The organism is Ekhidna sp. ABH4_415 (assembly GCF_056161305.1).
Genome location: NZ_JBSWYW010000011.1, coordinates 17,134 through 41,730 on the forward strand (window position 1 = coordinate 17,134; position 24,597 = coordinate 41,730).

Genomic DNA, 24,597 nt, shown 5'->3' on the forward strand with positions numbered 1-24,597 from the left:
TTTCAATTTGAAGATTTTACGATTTTGTGATTTGATGATATACTAACGCTACGATTTGTGCGATTGCGTTTAGAAGAACCTATTATTTTTGATAATACTTTAATAATTGATTTGAGTTCGGCCCTTAGTTCTTCAGTATCTGGATAATTATCAGATTCCTGACACAGAAGAAGCCAGTATTCAGTTTCGTCAGCCTCTTTTGCTGCAATCTTTAATTTGTGAATAAAATCTGCTTTACTTTCTGCATTTTGAGCTTCTCTTACATTTGCTCCAATCGAAGTTCCAGACTTGATTAATTGCCTCGCGATCACATATTTTTTCTCATTCTCCAATGACTCTGATAGAGATATTATTTTCAAAGCAAATTGAAAACTCAGATTAACTATTATATTCTCTCTATCATTCCTCATTTTCAAATTGTTTCATTCTCAAATCGAATCATCGAGTAGTTCGTTGTTCAATTCGTTTTTCGTATTTCTCACCCTGGAAGATCCGCTGAACGAAGATTCCCGGAGTGTGGATGAAGTTAGGATCAAGCTCTCCGGGCTCAACCAACTCTTCTACTTCTGCGATGGTTATCTTACCGGCCATAGCCATTGGTGGGTTAAAGTTTCTGGCTGTCCCTTTATAAATCAGGTTGCCGGCTCTGTCACCCTTCCAGGCTTTTACGATTGCAAAATCTGCAGTAAGAGCTGACTCCAGAATATGAGGCTTTCCGTTGAATTCTCGCACTTCTTTTCCTTCGGCCACCTCCGTACCATAACCTGCAGGCGTGAAGAACGCCGGAATGCCGGCACCACCCGCTCTGCATCGCTCAGCCAATGATCCCTGAGGGATCAAATCTACCTCCAGCTCTCCGCTCAACATTTGCCGTTCAAACTCTGCATTCTCACCTACATAAGATGAGATCATTTTCTTGATTTGCTTTTTCTGAAGTAAAAGTCCAAGGCCAAAATCATCAACGCCAGCATTGTTCGATATACAGGTCAGGCCTTTAATGTTTGACTTTACTAAAGAACCAATGGAGTTTTCGGGGATACCACAAAGCCCGAACCCGCCAAGCATCAGGGTCATATTGTCTTCAATTCCGCGGATGGCTTCTTCCGCATTGGCTACTACTTTGTCAATCATGGTTTGAAGTTATTGCGAATGTGCAAATAAAAAAAGCCATCTGTAAAAAGCAGATGGCTTCTTTGATTTTTCAGTCTAAATCATTCGTCTTTCAAACACTCCACAGGGTTAACCCGGGTAGCCCTAATTGTTTGGTAAGCAATAGCTATTAATGTCAGAACCACTGCTCCAATAACAGGCAATATGATTAACATAATTGAAATGGAAGTGCGATAGACAAAACTTTCCAACCAGTCGCTCATAAACCAGTAGGTGATAGGCAAGCCAATAAAGAATGCTATGCCAATAAGAATCAGGAAACGGTTGCTTATGATCATCCAGATACTACCTGTAGAAGCTCCAAGTACTTTTCTCACACCTATTTCTTTGATCTTAGTTTCAATGATGAAGCCAACCATACCGACTAATCCGAGGCAGCCTATTAGGATGGCTATTACAGCAAAAACTTTGATCATGGTTGCAAGGCGTTCTTCCTTCTGATATTGCTCATTGAACATATCGTCTACAAATCGATAGTTGGCTTCTCCCTCCGGATCAAATCGTGCATGCACGTTTTCAATGTGGTCGAGCGATTCTCTGATGTTTTCTCCTGCCAACTTTAAGCTCACTCTTCGATAACGATCTCGGGTTAAGAATAAGGTTGGTACAATTGGACTGTACAGAGACTCAAAATGAAAATCTTCCATTACGCCCACAATTCTTCCTTCTGAGGGCCCGTACCCCAGTTTTTGCCCGACAGCTTCTGATGGATCGTTAAAGCCGAGTGCCTTTACGGCAGCCATATTTACTATATAATATCCGGTCACTATCGTGTCTTCCTGTAAGTTGGTTTCCATCCCTTCTCTGAAATTATCTCCTGCCAGAATGTCTATTCCATAGGTATCCAGAAAGTATTTGTCTACAGTAACCACTGGCAGACGGAAACTGGTTGCTATGGCAGAGTCTCCTTTAAAAAATCTGGATCCCCAGCTATCGGCCAGCCTCCCGGTAGGAATGCGAGATGAAAACGACGCTTTCAGAATATTAGGATGCTTAAGTAATTCGTTTCGTAGGGTTTCGTTTTGATAATCTCCTCGAGGTAAAAACATACTCACCATATACTTCCGATCAAATCCCGGATCTGAGTTTCTAATGAAATTCATTTGGCTTTCAATTACTCCAATAGCGAAAATCAACCCGATCGTTACGATGTATTGGAAAGTGACTAAAATGGATCTGAAATTCCATTTGTTTGCATTCATCGATTGCTCACCCTTCAATGCCTGTACAAGATTTATCTTAGATAGGAAAAGTGCAGGGTAAAGTCCGGCGATAATGCCAACAAGCAGCATCAAAGTGGGCAATCCGAAAAGTATGTCTGGTTGTGTGAGTGGATTAAAAACCAATTCCTTGCCCATAAAATTATTCAGGTATGGTAAAGCCCAAATGATAAGCAGCACCGCCAAAGGCAGAGATATCAGTACGATTAAAAGGGACTCAGATAGAAATTGCTTTACCAGTGATGACTTAAATGCTCCTATTACTTTCCTTACTCCAACCTCCTTCATTCTGCGAGAGTAATGGGAGGTGGCAATGTTCATGTAGTTAACACAAGCAACCAGAAGTACAAGAAAGCCGATAATACTAAAAATATACACCTGATCAATGGATCCGTTTGTTTCATATTCACCCTCCAAATTGGACTTTAGATGTATATCCAGTAAAGGCTGAAAAACAAAATCATAATAATCCCTGGCCTTTACCCCGGATTGGAACTCACCGATGTATTTATCCCAAAATTCATCATTTGCAGAGGAAGTCAAAGCTGGAATGTTTGCATCTGGACTTGTTCGAATAAACGTCATCCAGTTATAATTGCCACCAACATTGTTTGCAGCATCTTCTCCCATGATCATTTCTACAAAGCGGATAGGAGCGAGGTAGTCAAAATGGAAATGTTGTTGCTCTGGCATGTCTTCCATCACTGCGGTCACCTTAAACGGCGCACCCTGTCCATCTCTCTCCAAATTGACCGTTTCACCTATAATGTTCTTTTCCTCCCAATCATTGCCGAAAATCTTTATCGCACTCGAACGTGTGAGCACCAGGGAATAGATATCCGGAAATGCATTCTCTGCTGAGCCTGCCAGAAATTCAAAGCTGAAAATGTCGAAAGCGTCCTCATCGCAAAAGATGACAGGCTCTCCCAGAAATTCCTGATCTCCATATTTCAGATCTGGAAAGGCCCATGGAAAGAAGCGAGTAGCGTGAGTAATTTCACTGTAATCTTCTTTCAAGCGACTTGCATGTCCTGCAGAGGCAAATGCCCAATGCCTGCTTACGTCACCTTCTGCAGTGTAGTTTTTAACCGTTACCCGATAGGTATTTTCGGCATGCTCATGATGCTTGTCATAACTCAGTTCATCTTTCACAAATAAGGCTATGAGCACAAATGCTGCAATACCTGTTGATAATCCGATACCGTTGATAACCGTACTGGATTTGTATTTCCAGAGGTTTCTTAGTCCAATTTTGAAGTAGTTTTTAAACATAGTCGTTTCCTTTTCAATTGAGTTTTGAGCTTCTATTTTCTTAGCCATGTCTGGCTTAAAAAGCCGAATGATTTGCCAGTTGTACCACCTCCTGGCCCTGCTTAGTCCTTTGCTTTTAATTAATAGTTGATACTCCTCTTCCAGATCTCCTTGCACATCCTCATAGTAGTCTTCTTTTAGAAACCATGCTAAGAATTTAGTTGACCAGGATGGGGGAGTATGCCGCTGCTTATCCATGCTTTTGAGTATTCGTATGATACATCAGGGATGGCAGACCAAAGCTTCATGCGCGTTTCTTTGGTATAGTCCAGTGCTGCTTTCCCCGTTTTCGTAACCTTAAAATAGCGTTTTCTCTTTCCACCACGAATAGCTGTAGCTTCTCCAAGCTCAGATCTTAGGTAGTCTTTCTTCTCCATCCTCCTTAGTGCGGATTGGAGTGCGCTTACACTTACCTTGCGATTTAGACGTTTTTCTATTTCTTCCTTAATGGATACCCCATACGCATCGTCATGGAGAATAGCTACGGTGAGCAGCACGATCTCTTCAAATTCACCCAGTTGATACTCTTTCATTTAGTTCAATATTTAATTTCTAAATGTAAATTAAATGATAAAATTTCTAAACGTAAATAATATTAAAAGGTTTAAAACAAGTCGTCCCACCACTTCAAGTGGTAGGACGACTGATGATCGGAAGAACTGATAGGGCACAAAAAAACCGCCCCAACTAATCAGGGCGGTCTACAAATTGATCTAACTTAATTACTTAAATTAGATTGTTAGCTTAAAGTTAACAGGAACTGCAATTCTTCCAACAACTGCATCCCCATTTGAATTTTTGGCCGGCTCAAAGTTAAGCTTTGGTAATATATCTTTTACCGCATTTCTCAAGTCAGTGCATGGATATTTTTCGAATCGGTGGTTAATCACTTTTCCTTCCTTGTTGATTTTTAAAGTAACCAAAACTTGTCCTTCAATGCCTTTTTCTTTGCATACAAGCGGATATTCAATGTTGGAGACTACTTCCTTGTAATTCATTGGCTTTGGGTTTACTGCTTTTCCATCGCCATTACTAGCTTGTACACCTATTACACAAAATACCATTGCTAGAATTAAAAGTTGCTTTTTCATAGTCTCCCTCGTTTAATGTTTCCTAAATATTAAGCTAATAAGGATGTAATGTTATCTAATGTTTACGCAAAATCAAAATTTCGATAACTTTTTGTTAACATTAAGATAATATTGGGATTCTTTATCGATGAATTAGCTCTTAGAATGGTTTAAATGCCCTTTTTGTGGATAACTATTAAACGATCAGGCCACAGATAATCTATCATGAAGTTATTTTCGTGTTATGTCTCTCACGATCTACCGATCATCTGCGGGTTCCGGGAAAACCTATACGTTAGCCAAGGAATATCTGAAGCTGGCCTTAAGAAGCTCGGATTACTATCAACGAATTCTTGCAGTTACTTTTACCAACCGAGCTGCTGAAGAGATGAAGGAGCGAGTATTGGAGTTCCTGATAGATATTTCCAAAGGGGATCATGAGCTCATTCCAGTGTTTGAAGAAGAACTCGGAAAACCAGCGGATCAAATTCAACAAGCTGCTAAGGAATCCCTTACGCATTTGCTCCATCATTATGGGTACTTCAATATCACTACCATCGATACCTTTTTTCATCGGGTGATACGAACTTTTTCACGAGAGATTGGACTTCAGGGTAGTTTTGGGATAGAGCTGGACACGGAAAAAGTAGCTGAGTTCATCACTTCTCATGTTTTTCAGGGAGTTGAAGAAAACAAACAACTACGCGATTGGCTGTTAGACTTTTCCATGAGTAAGGTAATGGATGGCAGCAGCTATGAATTTAAGGATGATGTAAGTGAGCTGGCCCGACAGCTATTCAAGGAGGAATTTAAGAAACTTCCAAAGGAACAGTTCGAGGATGAGCATGCGCGTGAGAAGGTTAAAGAGCTCAAGAGTGAGTTGCTGAAGAAGAAAATCACCTTTGAAAATACGCTTAAGAAACACGGTCAGGAATTCTTTGAGCAGGTGGGAAATTCCGGAATCGGGTTGGACGAATTTACCGGAGGGAAGAAACGGACCATTCCGAATTTCTTTGAACGTCTGATGGCTGGGGACTTTTCCATCAACAAAACGCTAACCAACGCCAGTGAAGATGCGGCAGCCTGGTCAACGAAGACCAGTTCCAAACGCGATCTGATTATGCAGTTTGCGGATCAACAGGGTATGCCGCTGCTGAATAAGGTTATTCAATATGTGGAGGAAAATGAGAAAGACTACCTCACCGCCAAAGTGATTCTTCGGCACCTTTTCACCGTTGGTCTCATTACTAACCTATCTAAGCAACTACAAGAATACAAAAGGGAAGAGGAGGTGATTATGATCTCTGATCTGCCGGATTTCCTTTCCCAGATCATCGACGATTCCGGTTCACCTTTTATATATGAAAAGGTGGGTACCCGCTATGCTCACTTCCTCATCGATGAATTTCAGGATACTTCCCAGTTTCAGTGGAACAATTTCAAGCCACTCCTCGAAGAGAGTCTGGCAAACGGCAATGAAAACGTAATTGTTGGTGATGCGAAACAATCCATCTACGGCTGGAGGGGGGGCGACCCAACGCTATTATTAAAAGGAGTGCAACAGGACCTGCCAGCACAGGTAGACCCTTCAAAGAGCACGAACTGGCGAAGTGCAAGAAATGTAGTGGAGTTTAATAATGAGCTGTTTTCCAAGCTCCCTGAGATCATGGTAAACGAGATGGGGGATGCCATCACAGACGAAGAACGTGATACGATCCTTTCCACCTATCAGGATGTAAGACAAAATGTAGCTCCAAAACATCAGAACGTTGAAGGATTGGTGCAGGTAGAATTTTTGGATACCGAAAGGGGAGAATGGAAGCAACGAGCGATGGAACGAACAATGGAAGTCATCGAACAGCTGCTGAAAGATGGACATCAACTGAACGACATTGCAATATTGGTTCGATCGAATAAGGATGCCTCCGATATTGTGAGTCATGTACTAGAGTATAGAAGAAATAACGAAACCCGGGTGGAGGTGATCTCTGCGGAGGGAATGTTGCTAGCCAACTCATCCGTGGTGCAAATGTTACTTTCTGCTTTCAAACACCTGATCCATCCGGAGGATGACAGCATTCTGGCTGATTTGGTGTTTCGTTACCAGCAGGATAGCAAAAGCAAGCACTTTGAATCGCACACCGATTTTTCAAAGCTGGCAAAGGGAGGCTTACCCACCAGCTTTACCAAATACAAACAACACCTCTTGCATCTTCCCATCCTTGAGTTAACTGAGGTGTTGATCCGTTCGTTTGAGCTGGACAAAGTATCTTCTGAGTATGCCTATTTGCAGGCTTTTCAGGATGCGGTACTGGAATACAGCAAAAATCATCGTTCTGATTTGCGATTGTTTCTGGAGTGGTGGGAAGATGAAAGCAAGAAACGCTCAGTACAGTTGACTGGAGCATTGGATGCGGTGGAGGTGATTACCTCACACAAGTCGAAAGGATTGCAGTACCCAATCGTGATTGTGCCGTTTTGTAATTATCGCTTTGATGCTATGACCCAGCCTGCCTGGTATACCTCGCCTTATGCAATCAACGAGGCTGTGCCGGTGGACTACAAGTCCGAGCTGGACAAGACGCACTTCTCTCAGAGCTACAAAAAAGATTTTGCTAAGTGGCACCTGGAAAGTTTAAACGTGCTTTATGTGGCTTTCACCCGAGCGGAAAATGGGATGTATGCCTTCTGCGAGCCACCTCCTAAAAAGCAGGAGGGCATGTTTGGTACAGCCTCAAAGCTATTGTTCAAGTACTTCGATCAGGAGCAGCCGGAAGGGTGGAATGCTGCTGCTAATGTCTTCCACAAAGCAACACTGCCGATCAAGCATCGCGAGAACAAAGATGAATTGATGGTGCTGAAAGGTTATCCGACTTTCAAGTGGAGTAAGAAGCTGACCGTACGTAAGACCGGAAAGGCGTACTATGACGATGAGGTGGAGAAGCAGCGAAATGAAGGTATCCTATTGCATCAAATCCTTTCAGAGATCATCCACTGGGAGCAGACGGCAGATGTGCTGGACAGATATGAGCGAGCGATGCAGATTACACGGGAAGATCGCAAGCGATATGAAACATTGATAAATAATCTCTGGAAAGACGAAACAATCAAAGGCTGGTTCAGTGGAAAAGGAGAAGTGAAAACCGAAGTGGTGGTGCTACCAAAAGATGGGGATACCAAACGCATGGATCGGGTGGTGATAGATGGCAACAAAGCCACCGTGATTGACTTTAAATCCGGCCGACCGAAGAGTGAAGATAACCGACAGCTTAAAAAATACGCCGCATTGCTATCTGAGATGGGCTATGAGGTGGAGGGGTATCTCCTGTATTTGAAGTCTGGGGAGGTAAGCGAAGTTTAAGGTGGTAGATTCCGGCTCTGGGCCGGGGTATGAGGCTGCATCATATTGGATTTTAGGTTTTCAATTCATGAGGACGCAAACCGTGGGAGGTTTACTTCATCCTCGTTACAAACGAGGACGAGAGGAGTGCTAGCGGAAGGGTAGTTATTCTATAATTTTGGTTTCCATTAGCCACGCTTCCATAGTTTCATAATAATTATCACAAGCTTGCCATTTTAAAGCTGATAAATCTTCATGCCATCCACATGTGATACACTTTTGCAAATTATGGTTACAGTTTTCGAAAACTTTTACGGTTAATTTTGAATCTGGATTAACTCCAATTGTTTCTTCATATAATTTTTTCGTTTTGCGCCAATCAACTTGTGAATCATTCGCTCCAAACAATGCTAAAACTGGGGCATTTACCTTTAGCAATGATTTTTCAAAATCATCTATGTAAGCCCATAATCCGCTTTCTACATCAAAGTGTCCTTTACTTGTGTATTGCTTCTGTTCTTGTAGGTATTCTATCTTGTCCTCTTCGGTAATCATAGAAACGTTTGAGTACCCAAATAACTTTCGGCTAAGACTATCAAGTCTTAATGGGCGAATTGCACTCACATAATCTTCAATCTTGCCTTGCGTACTAAATATTTTATGTCCGAGCATCCATGCCTCAAATAATTTAGCAGCTACTTCTTTACTTTTTCCTTCAATAATTAAATTTGATTTCAGGAGGTAACCAAAGTTTTCCTTGTCATCTGTACCACTGACAGAAATCCAAAAGTCAATTGGAAATTGTTCATTGATTAATGGAACAATCCAACCTGCTCGACTTATGCCCCAAAATCCTATCTTTTCAGATCCGGAAATTTTTAAACTTTTGATTTCCTGAATTGCCGCAATCGCCTCATCGGCTGAATTTTCCACGGGTTGATTAATGTCAAACTCACCGTCGCTATCGCCACATCCCATTTTATCCCAAAAAACCACGGTTAATCCAGATGATACCAATTTCTCCCTTAGGGAAGAATACCAGTGGCCTTCAACAAAATCAGTTCTGCCATACCCGGGTATGATGATTATAATGGCTTTAGACTCTTGGTCATGTGGTTTTTCAATCAATCCTCTTAATGTCTTGTTCTCGTACTGAAATTCAAATGGTTCCGATAGTGTTTGGCTGAACACTTTTGGGATTACAAATAATAAGGAGCTAATTATAATTGTTGTAAGTGCAATTGATTTTCTCTTGATCATATTGTTCGATTTTTGACTAACACGTGGGGAAAATTATTTTGCACTAAGGACTGTAGAATTTCAGAAGGGTTGCATTCACGACTTCAGTTACCAGTTCTTCTCCCAATTGCTACCATCATTAATATGACACATACTTACGTACGTTATATAAGTTTTAAAAAATAGTCAGAGGATGCGTTTACTTGTATATTGGACTTTAGGTATTTGATTCGAGAGGATACGAACCAAGGCTGGGAGAAGCATCATAGTGTGCTTAAGGATTCTTAAACTTCCAAATTCATTCCTTTTACAATCAACCACCCACCCAAAAACAATTCTTGTAAACCCATGGGCATCATAATCAACATGCCTCCAGCTGAAGTATTGAAAATATTAGCAGTGATCTCAGTTAGTAATAAAAGCACTGCAATCATACCCCAAACAGATAGAAATCGTGGAACCAACTTGTGTGAGAAAAAAAGGTAATACAGTGTAAACGTACCAAAACAGTAAATCACCAGGCTGATGTCTTGTACTCTTCCTCTTGCATTTCTAATGTAGTACGCAAGGGTGTCTAATAATGAAGCCTCTTCAGGGGAGTACTTTCGACTGATATTCAGTAAAGCAAGCAACATTACTCCAGCTAGCACAAAGCAGACCAATTCGTTTAGCCTCAATCCCACATACCATAATGCAATACGTTCGTTGTGCATTTTAAGGATGGGGTACAGCAGAATAGCAATCCCAAATACCATTAAGCCAACTGAAAGATCCAAAAAAACAGCAAAGTTGACCATGGCTGATTTATTAGATAAATAATTTAAGAAATCAGCCCTATGTAATAGGGGCTCCAAGATGACACTGTAGCTTATGATGGCTGTAAGAAGTTGAAGAATGAATAAAACTCCAATGACACGAATGATATTTTGGTTAGCCATTGCGGATGTAGGTTATTTACAGGTTTGATGATTATATGAGTGGAAAGGTTGCATCGTGTTTAACATCCTAACCGACTCCATCGATAGTCATCCTCGTTTCAAACGAGGACGAGAGGTTTTCGTTTCGTGAGGACACGAAACGAGGCATTGAACTAGCCAAAATCAAATCCCGTCCATCGCCAAGTGAGCCCCGTGATTTTTGGTGAGGAGCTTGGAATCGTGGGTATTAATGTCCCTTTGGATTTCCACTGAATCGTCTTCGTACCCAGCTCAGCGTGCTACTGCCCACTATAGCCATCACGATGACCATCCCATTAAAAAGAATATCTTGAACATCAAATACCAGATGAGGTAAGAAGAGTTGAATGCTCTCATCCATTACTCCAATAAAGAAGGCTAGCAGAATTGCCTGGAGGGCAGGTTTTAATTTTGAATTCGTGGAAGATATTTAGCCTGGCCAATGGTTGGGTTTTTAGAGATAAATAAAAACTCCTTCCCATTGCTGAGAAGGAGTTTTTTTAATACGTATTGTGTAAGGGTTAATCCTCTACCCGAGATACCTCAAGCACAAACTTCTTATCCATCTGAAACTGATACTTGGTTTCCTGTGTCAGCTCATCAGATTTCTCTGAAGACTGCAGGATGCTCAAAAGATCAGTGGCTACACTGGAGCTTAGCTTGTTTTGTTTTTGATTTTTGAATACCTCCATTTTAAAGGTATAGCCGGTGCGCTTCTGGTTGTTCAAATCAGAAAACTCATGCTGCTGAAACTGGTAGGTTTGAGGTTCATTTTGAGCCTCCACCATCAGTTTCAAAAGTACCGGCTTGTACTTTTGCCATAGGTGTGTGTATTTCCCTTCGTATGTTGCAGTTCTTACCATAATCAATCGTTTTTCTTTTCTTTTTTCTCTTTAGGTTCTTCAGGCGGCTCGTCCAGTATGTTTCCAAATTCATCTACATAAGCGATCATGTCATCCAGCTTGCCGCTGGTTTCCTGCTCCTTCTTGTCAATTTTCTTCTGGAGCTTTTCCTGACGCTTTTTCTTCTTTTTCTGTGCTTTCTGGTTTTTGATAAAACTGTTCTGGGATCTTGCCATACATTCTTTTTAAGTGAATTAATCGATTAACGTTACAGCACGGCCGGTCTTTCCTGCTCGGCCCGTTCTGCCTATTCGGTGAACATAGTCGGTGTAGTTTCGGGGAGCCTCATAGTTGATCACGAGCTCCACATCTTTCACGTCGATACCCCTGGCTACTACATCGGTAGCTACCAGCACGTGCACTTGTCCACGCTTGAATTTGCGTAATGCAATCTCTCTAGCCCGCTGGGACTTATCTCCATGGATAGCATCAGCCGCAATTCCGGCCTTGCATAATAGTTGAGAGATCTTGTCAGCTTTACGCTTGGTCTCAGAGAACAGAATTGTACGGGTCTTTAGTTCCCCATCGATCAGACCTTTTACCATCTGAATCTTATCCTGTCCTTTAACATGTCTTACTTCCTGCTCTATGGCATTGGTATCTTGTGTCGCCTGCTCAGCCTTCACATGAACCGGATCATTGGTCATTTCCTCAACCAATTTCTTTTGAGTAGGGTCAAGCGTTGCTGAGAATAACAATGTTTGATCTTTGGATACCATCTGTCTGTTGATTTCCTGAATCTCCTTAGAGAAGCCCATGTCCAACATACGATCAAATTCGTCCAATATCAAAACATTAAAGTCATTCAGTTTCAGAATCTTTCGTTTCATCATGTCCTGGATTCGTCCCGGTGTACCAATAATGAAGTGATTCTTTCTTCTCAGTGCTTTGATGTTTTCTCCAACGGATGATCCTCCAATCAGGCAGGTAGAAAAGATATTCAACCCTCTTGCCAGTGATAGAAATTCATCGTTGATCTGGGTGGCCAGTTCTCGTGTTGGAGCGATGATTAGTGCATAGTTATCCTGCTTGTGCTCCATCATGTGTTGGATAATTGGGATGAGGAATGCAGACGTTTTGCCTGTCCCCGTACCCGCTATTCCTACAATGTCTTTGCCCTCTAGTGCCGGAAGGATCGCTTTGTCCTGTATCTCGGATGGGTTTTTAAACCCTTTGTCTTTAATCTTGAACACCAATTGAGAATCTAACTCAAAATCATCGAAGGTGTGCTGGTTGACATAAGCTTTACGCTCATTGTTTACAGCTCCTTTATTGGTAAACCTGGAAACGTCCACTTTTTGAGTGCTTTGCTGTCTCCTTCGAGATGGTCTTCCCTTACCTTTTGAGAAGTTTCTCTTTTTTCTTGTGTGTGTTTTATGCATATAATTTTATCTCTCTGTAAAGGGGATTTTACTCAGATGATAAAATCGAGGCATAATTATCCGAACGGATAAAGGATTGCTTTTCGGCTTTATAAAATCTGGGGACATCCCCGTGTCATTCAAAAGCCGATAACTATTAGAAATACTCTTTAGAAAGGATTGCTAAGCGAGATGCTTGAGAATTGAGCTGCAAATGTAGTGATTGTTTATCATAATTGAATGGAATTTACCAAATATTATTTTGAGCAGACATTAATTCATGTCTATCACCATCTCGCCAAAGTCGTAAATCAAAGAGATACTAAAATAATCTTGGTGACCAGTCAAAGTGGTGACTTTTTGGTCTAAACGGTTATACAGTCGACCTCCATGCAAGCGGATACCCACACGATGCAATACGTTATTATAGAAGCCACCTGCAGTGATGAATGGGAAAATATCAATTGCTCCACCATAGCCATACGCAATTGCTCCAACGGACGGGTCAGCCCCATATTCCTCTTCTTTTGAGGTCGGAATACCGGTATAAATTCCGCCGAAATCTATAGAAGGAGTGACACGTAAAAAGTCAAAATCCAGAATGGAAAAGCCGACATTGATAGTATAATTGAGCGTATAGATATTCCAATCGATTGAAAATGTTTCTCCTTTGTGATTAAAAGGTTGTTCGATGTTTCCATAATTTGACATGCCGTGAAAACCAACTGACCAACGATTAAAATAGCCATCAGCACCATAAGTAAAGGACCCTCTATAATTTATTGTTTCATTGATGCCATCTGAAAAGAATGGCGATCCTCCGCCCAGGTATAGACTCCATGATTCATCACCTCTTACGTACCATTTTCTGATGTTTCTCTTGATAAAATAATTGTGCCTGTATGCAGGATAGGCATTTAGAAACTTAACGGCTTCCATGGAATGGTCTTCCCATCGATCTATATAGTATTTAAAATATAGCGTTAGAAATTCTTTATCATCTGCTCTTTGTTCGGAGTTGTCGATCTGGTCAAGGATGTACTCATCCTTCATCGAGATTATTTCATCGAGTGTAATAGGGTAGCGGTAGTCTACATCCGGATAGCCCTCACCGAATTCGAAATCGGTGTAGGAAACACTCCATCCGCAACCTCTGCCATAAAATCGATCATGAGGACGGGTGGTGGGTTGATTTAGTGATGGGGAATAATTTCCGATGTAAAAATTCAGCAGTGTTTGTTCATTATTGGTAAAGACAGGATAGATCGAACGGTTTAGCTTTCTATCCATATAGTTGAGTATCTGAATAACCTTTTCCGGATTGTCTTTTTCAATGTGTTTAAAAACCATGCTCCTTCCGTTCTTCAAAACGATCCGACTGGTGTCTTTGAATGAAAACATTTCTGCCGTAAGAAGGCTGTCAATATCCTGAGCAGTAGTAAAAAGTGGCAATAATAGAATGATTATAAGAGTAATTAGGATTTTATTCATATTTCAATCTAACGTAAGAATAACTCAATTGAAATGATGATTCTACTAACAGGATGTAAATAGCCTTGAGATATGCGGAAAATTCTATTAATAAACTTATCAGATAGAAGTCAACCATTCTTCGATTTGCTGACTCATTCACTTTTTATAGAAGATCCCGGCACAAGGCCGGGATAGCCAGGGTTACAAGTTTGCCGGATTTATTCCGGAATCTTCAGGTACCACACTATTCAGTGCAATCAAGTTTATAGAGAATTTACTAACCTTGCCGCATGACGTTTCTTTCAGAAGTTGCTGATCACTTACTCACCAATCATACCAGTCATTTAGGTGAGTGCACGGTGGTATTTCCTAACCGTAGAGCAGGTCTTTTTCTAAAGAAACACCTTTCCAAGAAAGTGGATAAACCGGTATGGTCGCCTACGGTACTTAGTTTGGAGGATTTTCTTTTTCGGTTTTCGAAGATTAAAAAGGCAGATACACTTGCACTGGTATTTGAACTCTACGAAGCGTTTAAGGAACATCAACCTGGTAGTGAAGGGTTTGAAACATTTTACTTCTGGGGAGAAATGCTGTTGCGTGATTTTGAAGAAGTGGATCATTACCTGGTCAATCCAAAGCAGTTGTTTCATCACATCAAGAGTGACCGACAGATTGCCGAAGATTTCTACTTCCTCGATGAAGAACAGGAGCGATTGATCCAGAAGTTCTGGCAGGAGTTTTTCCCATCTGCCACTAAGTCGCAGGAGCAGTTTGTTGAGACCTGGAAGATTCTAGCCCCAGTCTATGAGAGCTTTAAAGAACGACTTACCAAAGATGGAATAGGATATACTTCGCACATTTACCGTGAGTTGGTAGGAAGTATCGAGCGTGATCAATTGTCGATCGATGGCCCGGTAATCTTTGCCGGTTTCAATGCGCTAACCCCTGTCGAGGAAATATTGATCAAGCACTTTGTGGCAGAGCATGAAGCAGAAGTGCTTTGGGATATTGATTCATATTATTTGGAGAACGAGGTACAGGAGGCTGGAGGATTTCTGCGTCAGTATCAAAAAGATCCGATTCTTGGGAAGCGTTTTCCGAAGGAAATACCCACCACCATAAATCAGGAGAAGCAAGTAAATGTTACTGGAGTATCTCTTGAAATTGGTCAGGCCAAAGCAATCGGGGAGCAGGTAGCAGAGTTGGTTGACCGGGGAGTGTCCCTTGAGGAGATTGTCATAATTCTCCCTCAGGACTATATGCTTTTTCCGGTGTTGAATGCTATTCCAGAGCAGGTGGAAAAGTTGAATGTCACCATGGGGTATCCGCTAAAGGAAACTCCATTGTTTGGTTTACTGGAGGCGTCTCTTGAGGTTCAAGAGCATATGCAACTGTCAGCAGAGAATGGGCTATCCTTTTACTATAAACCTACCTTAGACATCCTCAGCCATCCATACCTCTACAAGGAGGAAAAGAATCCGCTCGATAAACTCATCAAAGACATAAAAAAGAAGAATCAAGTACGGGTTTTTCAAAAGGATATACTGGAGGTAGGATCTACGGTGCTAAACACCATTTTCAGACAGGTAAACGAAACGGAGAATTATGCAGCCTACCTAATTAGTATTGTAGAGGTACTTGGCCAGCAGGTTGTAGAGCGTTTTGGTCTGGAGCGGGAGTATCTCTATCACTTTCAGCAGTTGTTGAGCCGCTTGAATCAAATCCTGGAAAAGCAGACGGAAAAGGTAGATTTGAAAACATTTAAGGGTCTATTTAGAAAAGCTACTCGATCCGTTAAAATTCCTTTTAGTGGGGAGCCGGTAGAGGGCTTACAGGTGATGGGGGTATTGGAAACAAGAAACCTGGATTTCAAGCATGTATTCATGCTGAATATGAATGAGGATATTTTTCCTGCTGCTCAGCGCGATGGATCGTTCATTCCATATCGTATCAGAAAAGCCTTTGATCTCCCAACCTTTGAAGTGCAGGATGCCATCTATGCCTATTTGTTTTATCGATTATTCCAGCGATCGGAGCGACTTTCTTTCTACTATAACATGTATGCAGATTTTGGAATGAGCGGAGAGGTAAGTCGGTTTATCCGACAGCTAGAGCAGGAAAGTAAGCTTACTATCAAACGCAAGAAACTCTCAAATTCCATCCAGGTAAAGGAACGATTACCTATTTCCATAGAGAAGACCCAGGAGGTGTTAGATCGATTATCCATCTACACGGATGTAGTACCACCGAAAGATCAAAAGAAGCTATCGGCCTCTGCTTTGAATGTCTATTACAACTGTAAGCTACAATTCTACTTTAAGTATGTGCTCAGGCTCTTCTCCGGGGATGAGTTGAGTGATGAATTAGACAAGCGAAACTTTGGAAACGTACTGCACCGAACGCTCGAGTTCCTATATCAAGATGCGATCGAGGGAAAGCCTGATGGTGTGGTGACAGAAAATGACTTCTTCAAGATTCGAAATTCTGTAGACGGTGCGATAGAGAAGGCTTTTAGAAAACATTTCGGAATGGGAGAGAAGCGAAAGTTTGAGCTCAAAGACCGAAATGTGGTGATGGCGGACCTCATCAGAAAATTTGTGAATAAGATCATCGACATGGATGAAAGCTATGCGCCGTTTTCCATTTTGAGTTTAGAGGGTAAGTACGAGACGAACCTGCCAATTCAATCCAATGGGCAGACATACAACATTCGATTAGGAGCGGATATTGATCGGGTCGATCAGAAAGATGGGGCTGTGCGCGTGATCGATTATAAAAGCGGAAAAGACGCCAAGGAAATTGAAAGCATTGAAAAGGTTTTCGATCCTACACCTGGCACTACATGGAAAAAGGGGAGAAATAAAGCCGGCTTTCAAACGCTGTTCTATGCCATGCTCTACACTTCGAATAATGGAGATAACCATGCCGTGATCCCGGGTCTATTGAATATGCAGGAGCTTTTCCAGCCCGACTTTGATTACCGACTGACGCTAGGGGGCAATCCACTCATAGATGCACGTCCTTACCTGGAAACTTTCGAATCGAAACTCTCCGAACTATTGGCTGAAATTTTTGACACGGCTCAGTCATTTGATCAAACGGAAGATGAAAGGCGCTGTATATTCTGTGATTTTAAGGGTATTTGTGGGAGGTAGATTCTGTAAAAATCCATCAAATGAATTACCCCTGCCAAAGATGGCAAGGGTTTTCTTTTAATACACTTTGTCTGGCCTGTCTTGGTGATTTTCTTTATCCCTTTCTTTCTGATCAATCAATTGCCTTTTCATTCGATCATAAGCGTCCTGCGCTGCTGTTACAAAGTCTCCTTTGTTGCTTTGTAAGTAGAGCTCATGCCCTGGAGCCAAAACTTTTAGCTTCACTAATTTGTCAACTTTATCATCACTGATGGATTCCATAAAAACATCCATAGAGGTGATTTGATCATTGTATTTAGTCAGCTTTTTGAAGTAGTCTTTCATATGACTAATTAAATCCTGACTTGCATTGAAGTTTACGGGAGTTACTTGTATATCCATATCTATATAATCCATCAATTCGTCGAAGTGTTCAGATAAATATAAAAAAGGATGTATCTGCGTGAAGGAATATTAGATTTTGTCTTAAAAGACGTTTGCCAAATGCTTTGAATGTTAACATTTAATTAAGAATAAAATATTGTGGATAAGTTGATATTTACATTTTGTTAAACGAATATTTTGTTATTCTAACTTTATTAAGAATTTATGAATAGTAGAAACATGCTTGCAACTTTCCCGTTATGTGATTCATCTTTGCATTGTAAATCACAAAATAAAACGATCCACCGCCATGGAAATGTCTAAATCTACTTCGATAAAAATACGGATAGGGATGCTGGTTTTGATCGGTATGTTCATCTTAAGAGCATATGCAGAAACACTACTTTGAGAATCCAATTTCTAAATATTAAAAGCAGGTATGATTACTTGCTAAAAATCTCTTCATACTTAATTTATTTGAACTAAGTCTTCATCTATTTGGTGAAGACTTTTTTAATGGTGCTTATCAAATTGTTTTTTGGGCGCTTTTTAATATTCTCTATATATTGGCATCTACCATCAGCTATGGAGACTATGCATGAAAGACTCAAGGATTGGCTCCTGAAAGATTATCGAGTACCGAAATCTGAAGGAGTACAGTTTATTACTATTTTAATTCTCACTATTCTTACCGGACTGATCGCTTTAGGAGAATACATTGTTGATTTAAAGGCAACATCTCTACCACTCATACTCACACAGCTTGTTATCAATGTGATTTTGCTCATACTGGCCAAAAGAGGAGTGAACACCCGCCTCATAGGAAATATGCAGTTAGGCGTTTTATATGTGATGTTTCAGATAAGTTTCTTTTTACTACCTGGTGTGTTTCATGTCTTTATCTATTGGATGGTTTCTATCCCTCTGTTGGCATTTATTTTTGGAAATCTTCGCACCTCGCATATTTGGCTCGTAGTTATTCTTGTTACCATTTGTGTTGATACTGTTTATGGTTTTAAGACAATGGGTAATGCCTATGAGGCCAACATACCTTATCTACCTTATGCATTCGCCGGAACCATATTTACTATCACACTAGTTGCTTGCTTTTCATTGCTCTACAATCTGCTTGGTAAAGCATACAGTAGATTAAGGTCAAAAAATAGGGAAGTGATAGAGTTGATAAGTCAGCTCAAAGCTATGAACGGGTCACTTGAAAAGGTAGTGAGAGAGCGAACGAAGGATATAGAAGAACGAAACAAGAAACTAAAGAAATATGCTTTCATGAATTCACACATGGTTCGTGCTCCATTGGCGAATATATTGGGAGCGATCCAGCACTTAGAAGATAAGACAGATCAGATTACTGCTGATGAACTGTTGGATATAGTAAAAGTTTCTGCCACGAGTTTGGATGACGTGATCAAGGAGATTGGCAGGTCACTGGATGAGCAGGAAAAATCCTGATGTGGAAAAATAATCTCCATCACTTGCTTTGATTACTAGCGGTAAAATGTTAACTTAATTTCGGGTTTAGTAATAACAACTAAGTCCATCAGGTGGTTAGCTTGGACCTTGTGATTTACGGATTTCAAGGCCACACCAACCCAAAGGCGAGCGTCCCTCGCCTTTTGGCTTATATAGACCCCACTCAGTTTTCATATTTGCCGATCTCTCGTCTGGAGTAACCATTGTCTTTTACCGGAGTATTATTAGTGACGATGCAACTTTTTGAAATGTATCGCATCATATAATCAAACACTTGTAAAAAATATGGAACTCTCAGCTTCTCAATCCACAAAAATTAGAATCGCCATGCTGATTCTTTTTAGTCTTTTTCTTCTTCGCGGATTTGCTCAAAACGCTGTTAAAACTTCTCAGATCATGGAAGACATAAGGGAGGGAAAAGAAATATCATATGAAAATAAGACGATAGTTGGTGAGCTGGACTTCACTTACATGAAAGAAAAACTCACGGAACTTCCCCGTAAATCCAGGTGGTGGAATAATGGTAATTCTAATACGGTAGAAGAATCCATTGATGTAGCAATATCATTTAGAAATTGCACGTTCACAGGTGATGTACTAGCCTACATTCATGATGATAAATCCGGATACACTTTCGTAGCAGATTTTGACAAAGAGGTTGTTTTTGCTAACTGCACATTCGAGGAAAATGCTATGTTTAAATACTCTGATTTCGATGATGTTGCTGATTTTTCAGGGGCTGACTTCCAAAGAAAGACCACCTTTAAATATGCCAAATTTGATGAACGAGCAGATTTTTCCAGCACTCGTTTTGATGATGACGCTACATTTAAGTATGCTCAATTTGATGAAGGTGTGAGTTTCAAAAATACCGTATTTGAAGAATCATGGAACATTAAATACCTGAAAGCACGCGGTGATTTTGATATAGCCGGGCTGGAAGTCGGTGATGATATTGATGCAAAGTATACCAGGATCAATGGGAAAAGCTTTACAAACTACCTGGTGAATTCGAGAAACTAATTCTCTCTTCATATATACACGAATACCAACTCGTGACTCTACTATAAAGTCTGTCTTATTAAGGATGGACTTTTTTTATGTAGTGGCACCACCACAGCTGGATCCGGCACCTGCGGTACATCCATAGCAATGTTGATTGAGAATGATCTCACGCTTTTCCAGAGCTGCAATATCAAACTGGCTGATGTGACTGGGTGCATTGACTTTGAGCTCCAGCATTTGATTGAAGTCGCAATCATATAAATATCCATCCCAGCTTACACTAAGCGTGTTTCTACACATGACCCCCTCTGCTGCAGCTGGATTGAATGCATTGACCAGTTCATTCATATAATCCTCGTACTTCTCCGTTTTTACCAGATACTCTAAGAATCGGCTTACCGGCAGGTTGGTAATTGCAAATAAGTCATTAAATTCAATTTCATATTCACGTAACTTTCTTTTGAATTGAGCAGTAAGAGAGGCCTGATCTCCAGGCAAGAAAGCCCCTGCAGGATTATATACCAGATCAAGTTTTAGGTCCGCACCTGCTTTGCCATACCCTACTGCATTGAGCATTCGGAGTGCTTTGATCGACTTATCAAAAACCCCATCACCCCGTTGAGCATCTGTTCTTTTAGCTGTAAAATAGGGTAGACTTGACACAACGTTTACCTGGTGTTTTTTAAAGAAGTCAGGCAGGTCATTGTATTTAGGATTGGCCAGGATAATGGTAAGGTTACAACGGACGATTACCTGCTTACCCATAGCAGTAATCTGCTCTACAAACCATCTAAAATCGGGGTTCATTTCCGGAGCACCTCCCGTTAGATCTACTATTTTTATATCCGTGTCTCGAATTGCATCCAAGCATTGCTGCATTGTTTCCCTGGTCATGATCTCCTTTCGGTCTGGTCCTGCATCTACATGACAATGCGCACACACCTGGTTGCACATCTTTCCAACGTTCACTTGAAAAATCTCTATGTTGGTAGGCTTCAAAGGAAATAAACCGATATCCGAAACCCTATCTTCAAATTTTGTGATATTGATTGAATCAACATCTTCCAACACCTCGATTTGTCCCTCTGGAGAGGATAGTTTGTGGTTTTGCCTTTTTAGCGACTTTAACATATTACATCAATTTGTCATTCACCTGGTTCATCATTTGTACACCATGTACCAATGAAGCACCACCCCTAATCGCTGTTGTTACGTGCAGTGCTTCCATCATTTGTTCTTCGTCCACCCCTTTTTTCAGCAGATCATCCGTATATGCATCGATACAGTATGGGCATTGGATGGCATGGGCCACTGCGAGAGCAATCAGCGACTTCTCTCTTGCGGTCAGGGCCCCTTCTTCAAATACACTACTGTAGTAATCAAAGAATTTGTCACCAAGTTCTTTCTGCCATTCAGAAACCTTACCGAATTTTTTTAGATCTTCTCTGTTATAATAAGTCTCTTTCATTTTTGCTGTTAGTTATACTCGTGAAGTTAAAACATTAAATTGCCTGCGTTTTTACAAATCAGGCCAAACGTCATAATCATTACGTATGAAAGCATATCAATTACGAAAAACAGGTAAACCTCAGATTTTAAAGATCGAAAATATCTCTGAGCCCTCACCGGATTCTAGTCAAGTAAAGGTGAAAGTGGAAACAATAGGGATCAACTATGCAGAGATACTTTCGCGCAAGGGGCAGTACAGCTGGGCACCCAAAAAACCCTACGTTATGGGAATGGAATGCTTTGGTGAAGTAGTTGAGCTAGGAGAGAACGCTAAGAAATACAAAATAGGAGATAAGGTGATTGTAGGTCAGCAGTATGGTTCATATGCAGAATATGTTTGCGCTCCAGAACACCTATGCTTTCCTGCTTTTGATGAATTCACTCCTGAAGAAAATGCAGCATATATCGTGAATTTTATGACCGCCTGGGTGGCTCTAAAAAAACTTTGCAGAGTAGAGTCAGGTGAGCGCATTTTGATACAAGCGGCTGCCGGTGGTGTAGGGACCGCTGCGGTACAGATAGGGAAAGCATTAGGGTGTAAGGTTTATGGGACAGCAAGTAGAGATTATAAATTGGATTTAATTAAAGAGCTAGGAGGAATTCCAATAAACTACAGGGAAAAGGACTTTTATCAGGAGATAATAAATGATGGAGGTAAGGTTAATTGTGTTTTGGAAACCGTAGGTGGGGAGGTGTTCAAGAAGAGTATGAAACTGCTTGATTCTTTTGGTCGCTTAGTTGTCATTGGGTTTGCAAGCATGAATCTTAAAATCTGGAATCCCTTTTCCTGGGTAAAAACATACCTGGATGCACCGAAGGTAAACATGATGAAAATGGCTACTGAGAGCAAGGGAGTATTCGCGTCACACATTGGTTATTTGACAGAAAACGAAGCATTAACAGCGGAAATTTGGGATGAGCTTTTCACATTTGTAAAAGAGCATAAACTGAAACCTGTTGTGGGGAAGGTTTTCGATTTCTCGCAACTACCTGAAGCTCATGCATATATGGAATCACGTGAATCAGTTGGAAAGTTAGTCGTCCGGTTCTAATTGTTCGTAGAAAAATGTTGAATTATTCCCAATACCTCTTTGGTATTATCAATTGATAAAAAAAATTGAAAAAACCTTTGTTAGGTAATTAAAAGCTTATAAATTCGAGTATAGATAGTGAGTATCTATTTTCCATAGCTGGTTCTTAATGATGAAGGGTTCCCCGCCGGGATCCCTTCTTTTTTTTAAGATTTAAAACAATTCATTATTTTTATCACATGATAAATGATCGGATACATAAATTGATTAGGGTTCTTGATATGAATCCAACCTCATTTTCTGAAAGTTTGGAGGTAAGTGTAACGGTCATTTTTAATATTATCAAAGGAAGAAGAAGCAAGCCAAGCTACGACCTTATTCACAATATCCTTAAAACCTATGACAAGCTAAATGCAGATTGGCTAATCAAGGGAGAGGGATCGATGTGGAACGATGATATTGTTACCTCCAAGGAATTTGCACCTACACATGTAAATCTCCAGGCGCGTATTAAGGAGCTATTTGTAAAGATGCGACTGGAGCAACCTGACTCTCATGAAGTACTTGAATTGGAAGAATTAGTTTCTTTTTTGATGGATGAGGCGTCTGAGCAAAAGAATAAACTCATTCTATTGCATGAACGCCAGGAGGGTATGCTAAATGTTTTGAAAGAAAAGCTAAAATTGAAGGTTTAATCGATAATCTTCAGATCTACCAACTCCCTTACGATACTCCTTCTCAATCTCACTTTCTGATACCAGTTGTATCCTACTGAGAATAGTAGAAGTGCAAGTAATGTTCCTGAAATTAATTTGGAGTAAAACAGGATGGAAGCGATTCGTTCTTGCCTGGCAACTTCATCCATATATCTTTTGGTAATCAGGTCTATGTTATACTGCTTATCAGTCTCTTGAATTTTTAGCTGCATCTCCAAATAACTGTCTACACTGTTGGAGTATATCGAGCTATATTCCCTTGCTTCAGGTTGATTACCAAGTTCATAGTTTAATTGTGATAAAGATCTGAATAGCTCATATGAAAAAACTTCATTTTGTACAGATGAGACCAAAGGTTCAGCATAAGCGTATGCCTTTTTTGCTTCTTTGAAGGAGCCTGTTTGAAATAAGAAGTCACCCAATGCCTTATATGAAATAAATAAGCTTCTTTTATCCACTTCTTCTATTTCATTTTTTAACTCAATTGAGCTTTCAATTAATCTAATTGCTTCAATACTGTTACCTAGTTCATATTCAATTTCGCCTAAGTTATGTAGTGCTTTGGCTGTGTAAAGTATAAAGCTCCCATCATCATTAAGTAATTCTGAAAAATAATTCTTAGCCTTTTCCAGGTCACCAGACTTCCAATGGATTAATCCAATTTCATTAAGAATACGTTTCTTTCTTTCCGTCGATGAAAGCTCAAAAATTTCTTCGAAAGTTGAAATAGCTAGATCGGTTTGTTCATTCTCAATGTAAGTGAGAGCGAGATTGAATTTGGAAGCTACAATATTATTTTGATCATTAATTTCCTCTGCAATCTGTATTGCTTCCAGATAATAATTAACGGCTAGGTCATTAACCTTATATATCCGATATATGTGAGCGAGATTTTTTCTGACAGATATTTTGTCATTTATAACACCTTCGTAAGTCGCTTTATCACTATATCGTATAGCTTCCAGGTAGTGCAGAACAGATTTACCAATGTCATTATCTCTATAATGCATAAAACCTAGCAAATAATTGAGTTTGACTATTCCGTAATAGTCATTTTCTTCATTGCATCTGTTCAAATAATCATAGGATACCGAATAGGCAGAATCAATGTTGGTTTTTGTTAGGGAATAGATTGATTGAAGTTCCTTTTCTTTTAATGAAAAAGAAAACACCGACAAAGTTGAGAGTAAATAAGTAAAAAGCAACAGGTGCTTGACCATTCCTAATAACTGTTCTTACAACAATGATAAAAAAAAACGCTGAAATTACTCAGCGTTTTAGGAATCTT

22 protein-coding genes are annotated in these 24,597 nt (G+C 40.3%); 6 read left to right on the forward strand and 16 right to left on the reverse strand.

The genetic code is table 11. The annotated features are described in order from the left end of the window. Positions 1-2: 2 nt before the first annotated feature. From ACXAH9_RS16610 to ACXAH9_RS16630, 5 genes are all read right to left on the reverse strand, one after another. Entirely contained in the window at positions 3-410 is a 408-nt protein-coding gene (locus tag ACXAH9_RS16610; protein WP_474895972.1) for a four helix bundle protein, read from the reverse strand. Positions 411-438: 28 nt separating this feature from the next. Beyond that, on the reverse strand, positions 439-1,131 hold the full coding sequence (locus tag ACXAH9_RS16615) for a CoA transferase subunit A (protein ID WP_474895973.1): 693 nt from the start codon (positions 1,129-1,131) through the stop codon (positions 439-441). Positions 1,132-1,211: 80 nt separating this feature from the next. After that, on the reverse strand, positions 1,212-3,899 hold the full coding sequence (locus ACXAH9_RS16620; RefSeq protein ID WP_474895974.1) for an FtsX-like permease family protein: 2,688 nt from the start codon (positions 3,897-3,899) through the stop codon (positions 1,212-1,214). Then, on the reverse strand, positions 3,851-4,234 hold the full coding sequence (locus tag ACXAH9_RS16625) for a PadR family transcriptional regulator (RefSeq protein WP_474895975.1): 384 nt from the start codon (positions 4,232-4,234) through the stop codon (positions 3,851-3,853). The genes ACXAH9_RS16620 and ACXAH9_RS16625 overlap by 49 nt, the downstream gene beginning before the upstream one ends. 198 nt (positions 4,235-4,432) lie before the next feature. After that, on the reverse strand, positions 4,433-4,792 hold the full coding sequence (locus ACXAH9_RS16630) for a TonB family protein (RefSeq protein WP_474895976.1): 360 nt from the start codon (positions 4,790-4,792) through the stop codon (positions 4,433-4,435). A gap of 223 nt (positions 4,793-5,015) precedes the next feature. On the opposite strand from ACXAH9_RS16630, the gene ACXAH9_RS16635 reads away from it, so the two are divergent. Beyond that, positions 5,016-8,132, forward strand: a complete 3,117-nt coding sequence (locus ACXAH9_RS16635; protein WP_474895977.1) for a UvrD-helicase domain-containing protein — start codon at positions 5,016-5,018, stop codon at positions 8,130-8,132. 144 nt (positions 8,133-8,276) lie between these two features. On the opposite strand, the gene ACXAH9_RS16640 is transcribed toward ACXAH9_RS16635, so the two are convergent. The 7 genes from ACXAH9_RS16640 to ACXAH9_RS16670 all read right to left on the reverse strand — a co-directional run bounded on the left by ACXAH9_RS16640 (position 8,277) and on the right by ACXAH9_RS16670 (position 14,060). Then, positions 8,277-9,371: an alpha/beta hydrolase family protein gene (locus tag ACXAH9_RS16640; protein ID WP_474895978.1), complete on the reverse strand. Its 1,095-nt coding sequence runs from the start codon at positions 9,369-9,371 to the stop codon at positions 8,277-8,279. Between the two features lie 263 nt (positions 9,372-9,634). Next, the gene (locus ACXAH9_RS16645) at positions 9,635-10,288 is read right to left on the reverse strand and encodes a DUF4386 domain-containing protein (RefSeq protein ID WP_474895979.1); all 654 of its coding nucleotides are present in this window, start codon (positions 10,286-10,288) and stop codon (positions 9,635-9,637) included. 226 nt (positions 10,289-10,514) lie between these two features. Next, entirely contained in the window at positions 10,515-10,736 is a 222-nt protein-coding gene (locus ACXAH9_RS16650; RefSeq protein WP_474896038.1) for a VanZ family protein, read from the reverse strand. A gap of 91 nt (positions 10,737-10,827) precedes the next feature. After that, positions 10,828-11,169, reverse strand: coding sequence for a hypothetical protein (locus ACXAH9_RS16655; protein ID WP_474895980.1), 342 nt, complete (start codon positions 11,167-11,169; stop codon positions 10,828-10,830). Positions 11,170-11,171: 2 nt separating this feature from the next. Next, positions 11,172-11,384, reverse strand: a complete 213-nt coding sequence (locus ACXAH9_RS16660) for a cold-shock protein (protein ID WP_349562451.1) — start codon at positions 11,382-11,384, stop codon at positions 11,172-11,174. An 18-nt stretch (positions 11,385-11,402) separates the two neighbouring features. Continuing rightward, complete coding sequence (locus ACXAH9_RS16665) at positions 11,403-12,590, reverse strand: DEAD/DEAH box helicase (RefSeq protein WP_474895981.1); 1,188 nt, start codon at positions 12,588-12,590, stop codon at positions 11,403-11,405. A gap of 252 nt (positions 12,591-12,842) precedes the next feature. Beyond that, entirely contained in the window at positions 12,843-14,060 is a 1,218-nt protein-coding gene (locus tag ACXAH9_RS16670) for a hypothetical protein (protein ID WP_474895982.1), read from the reverse strand. A 272-nt stretch (positions 14,061-14,332) separates the two neighbouring features. Between ACXAH9_RS16670 and ACXAH9_RS16675 the strand changes: the two genes are divergently transcribed. Continuing rightward, the gene (locus ACXAH9_RS16675; RefSeq protein ID WP_474895983.1) at positions 14,333-17,197 is read left to right on the forward strand and encodes a PD-(D/E)XK nuclease family protein; all 2,865 of its coding nucleotides are present in this window, start codon (positions 14,333-14,335) and stop codon (positions 17,195-17,197) included. Between the two features lie 57 nt (positions 17,198-17,254). Here ACXAH9_RS16675 and ACXAH9_RS16680 read toward each other — a convergent pair whose 3' ends face one another. Then, on the reverse strand, positions 17,255-17,578 hold the full coding sequence (locus ACXAH9_RS16680; protein WP_474895984.1) for an HPF/RaiA family ribosome-associated protein: 324 nt from the start codon (positions 17,576-17,578) through the stop codon (positions 17,255-17,257). 576 nt (positions 17,579-18,154) lie between these two features. Here ACXAH9_RS16680 and ACXAH9_RS16685 point away from each other — a divergent pair. Beyond that, complete coding sequence (locus tag ACXAH9_RS16685) at positions 18,155-19,027, forward strand: hypothetical protein (RefSeq protein WP_474895985.1); 873 nt, start codon at positions 18,155-18,157, stop codon at positions 19,025-19,027. 417 nt (positions 19,028-19,444) lie between these two features. Then, positions 19,445-20,071 (forward strand): pentapeptide repeat-containing protein, encoded by a 627-nt coding sequence (locus ACXAH9_RS16690; protein WP_474895986.1) that lies wholly within the window; start codon positions 19,445-19,447, stop codon positions 20,069-20,071. A 75-nt stretch (positions 20,072-20,146) separates the two neighbouring features. On the opposite strand, the gene arsS is transcribed toward ACXAH9_RS16690, so the two are convergent. Together arsS and ACXAH9_RS16700 are read right to left on the reverse strand one after the other, a co-directional pair. Then, positions 20,147-21,184, reverse strand: a complete 1,038-nt coding sequence (gene arsS, locus ACXAH9_RS16695; RefSeq protein WP_474895987.1) for an arsenosugar biosynthesis radical SAM (seleno)protein ArsS — start codon at positions 21,182-21,184, stop codon at positions 20,147-20,149. A 1-nt stretch (position 21,185) separates the two neighbouring features. Beyond that, positions 21,186-21,521, reverse strand: a complete 336-nt coding sequence (locus tag ACXAH9_RS16700) for an arsenosugar biosynthesis-associated peroxidase-like protein (protein ID WP_474895988.1) — start codon at positions 21,519-21,521, stop codon at positions 21,186-21,188. 85 nt (positions 21,522-21,606) lie between these two features. Between ACXAH9_RS16700 and ACXAH9_RS16705 the strand changes: the two genes are divergently transcribed. Next, the gene (locus ACXAH9_RS16705) at positions 21,607-22,614 is read left to right on the forward strand and encodes a quinone oxidoreductase family protein (protein ID WP_474895989.1); all 1,008 of its coding nucleotides are present in this window, start codon (positions 21,607-21,609) and stop codon (positions 22,612-22,614) included. 260 nt (positions 22,615-22,874) lie between these two features. Next, the gene (locus ACXAH9_RS16710) at positions 22,875-23,288 is read left to right on the forward strand and encodes a hypothetical protein (RefSeq protein ID WP_474895990.1); all 414 of its coding nucleotides are present in this window, start codon (positions 22,875-22,877) and stop codon (positions 23,286-23,288) included. On the opposite strand, the gene ACXAH9_RS16715 is transcribed toward ACXAH9_RS16710, so the two are convergent. Then, positions 23,285-24,529 carry a tetratricopeptide repeat protein gene (locus tag ACXAH9_RS16715; RefSeq protein WP_474895991.1) on the reverse strand — a complete coding sequence of 415 codons (1,245 nt, stop codon included), beginning with the start codon at positions 24,527-24,529 and terminating at the stop codon, positions 23,285-23,287. The genes ACXAH9_RS16710 and ACXAH9_RS16715 overlap by 4 nt on opposite strands. Between the last annotated feature and the right edge of the window lie 68 nt (positions 24,530-24,597).

Excerpts from the sequence above, each read along its gene's own strand:
- ACXAH9_RS16610 (WP_474895972.1), bottom strand. The coding sequence starts at position 410 with ATGAGGAATGATAGAGAGAATATAATAGTTAATCTGAGTTTTCAATTT.
- ACXAH9_RS16615 (WP_474895973.1), bottom strand. The coding sequence starts at position 1,131 with ATGATTGACAAAGTAGTAGCCAATGCGGAAGAAGCCATCCGCGGAATT.
- ACXAH9_RS16620 (WP_474895974.1), bottom strand. The coding sequence starts at position 3,899 with ATGGATAAGCAGCGGCATACTCCCCCATCCTGGTCAACTAAATTCTTA.
- ACXAH9_RS16625 (WP_474895975.1), bottom strand. The coding sequence starts at position 4,234 with ATGAAAGAGTATCAACTGGGTGAATTTGAAGAGATCGTGCTGCTCACC.
- ACXAH9_RS16630 (WP_474895976.1), bottom strand. The coding sequence starts at position 4,792 with ATGAAAAAGCAACTTTTAATTCTAGCAATGGTATTTTGTGTAATAGGT.
- ACXAH9_RS16635 (WP_474895977.1), top strand. The coding sequence starts at position 5,016 with ATGTCTCTCACGATCTACCGATCATCTGCGGGTTCCGGGAAAACCTAT.
- ACXAH9_RS16640 (WP_474895978.1), bottom strand. The coding sequence starts at position 9,371 with ATGATCAAGAGAAAATCAATTGCACTTACAACAATTATAATTAGCTCC.
- ACXAH9_RS16645 (WP_474895979.1), bottom strand. The coding sequence starts at position 10,288 with ATGGCTAACCAAAATATCATTCGTGTCATTGGAGTTTTATTCATTCTT.
- ACXAH9_RS16655 (WP_474895980.1), bottom strand. The coding sequence starts at position 11,169 with ATGGTAAGAACTGCAACATACGAAGGGAAATACACACACCTATGGCAA.
- ACXAH9_RS16660 (WP_349562451.1), bottom strand. The coding sequence starts at position 11,384 with ATGGCAAGATCCCAGAACAGTTTTATCAAAAACCAGAAAGCACAGAAA.
- ACXAH9_RS16665 (WP_474895981.1), bottom strand. The coding sequence starts at position 12,590 with ATGCATAAAACACACACAAGAAAAAAGAGAAACTTCTCAAAAGGTAAG.
- ACXAH9_RS16670 (WP_474895982.1), bottom strand. The coding sequence starts at position 14,060 with ATGAATAAAATCCTAATTACTCTTATAATCATTCTATTATTGCCACTT.
- ACXAH9_RS16675 (WP_474895983.1), top strand. The coding sequence starts at position 14,333 with ATGACGTTTCTTTCAGAAGTTGCTGATCACTTACTCACCAATCATACC.
- ACXAH9_RS16680 (WP_474895984.1), bottom strand. The coding sequence starts at position 17,578 with ATGGATATACAAGTAACTCCCGTAAACTTCAATGCAAGTCAGGATTTA.
- ACXAH9_RS16685 (WP_474895985.1), top strand. The coding sequence starts at position 18,155 with ATGCATGAAAGACTCAAGGATTGGCTCCTGAAAGATTATCGAGTACCG.
- ACXAH9_RS16690 (WP_474895986.1), top strand. The coding sequence starts at position 19,445 with ATGGAAGACATAAGGGAGGGAAAAGAAATATCATATGAAAATAAGACG.
- arsS (WP_474895987.1), bottom strand. The coding sequence starts at position 21,184 with ATGTTAAAGTCGCTAAAAAGGCAAAACCACAAACTATCCTCTCCAGAG.
- ACXAH9_RS16700 (WP_474895988.1), bottom strand. The coding sequence starts at position 21,521 with ATGAAAGAGACTTATTATAACAGAGAAGATCTAAAAAAATTCGGTAAG.
- ACXAH9_RS16705 (WP_474895989.1), top strand. The coding sequence starts at position 21,607 with ATGAAAGCATATCAATTACGAAAAACAGGTAAACCTCAGATTTTAAAG.
- ACXAH9_RS16710 (WP_474895990.1), top strand. The coding sequence starts at position 22,875 with ATGAATCCAACCTCATTTTCTGAAAGTTTGGAGGTAAGTGTAACGGTC.
- ACXAH9_RS16715 (WP_474895991.1), bottom strand. The coding sequence starts at position 24,529 with ATGGTCAAGCACCTGTTGCTTTTTACTTATTTACTCTCAACTTTGTCG.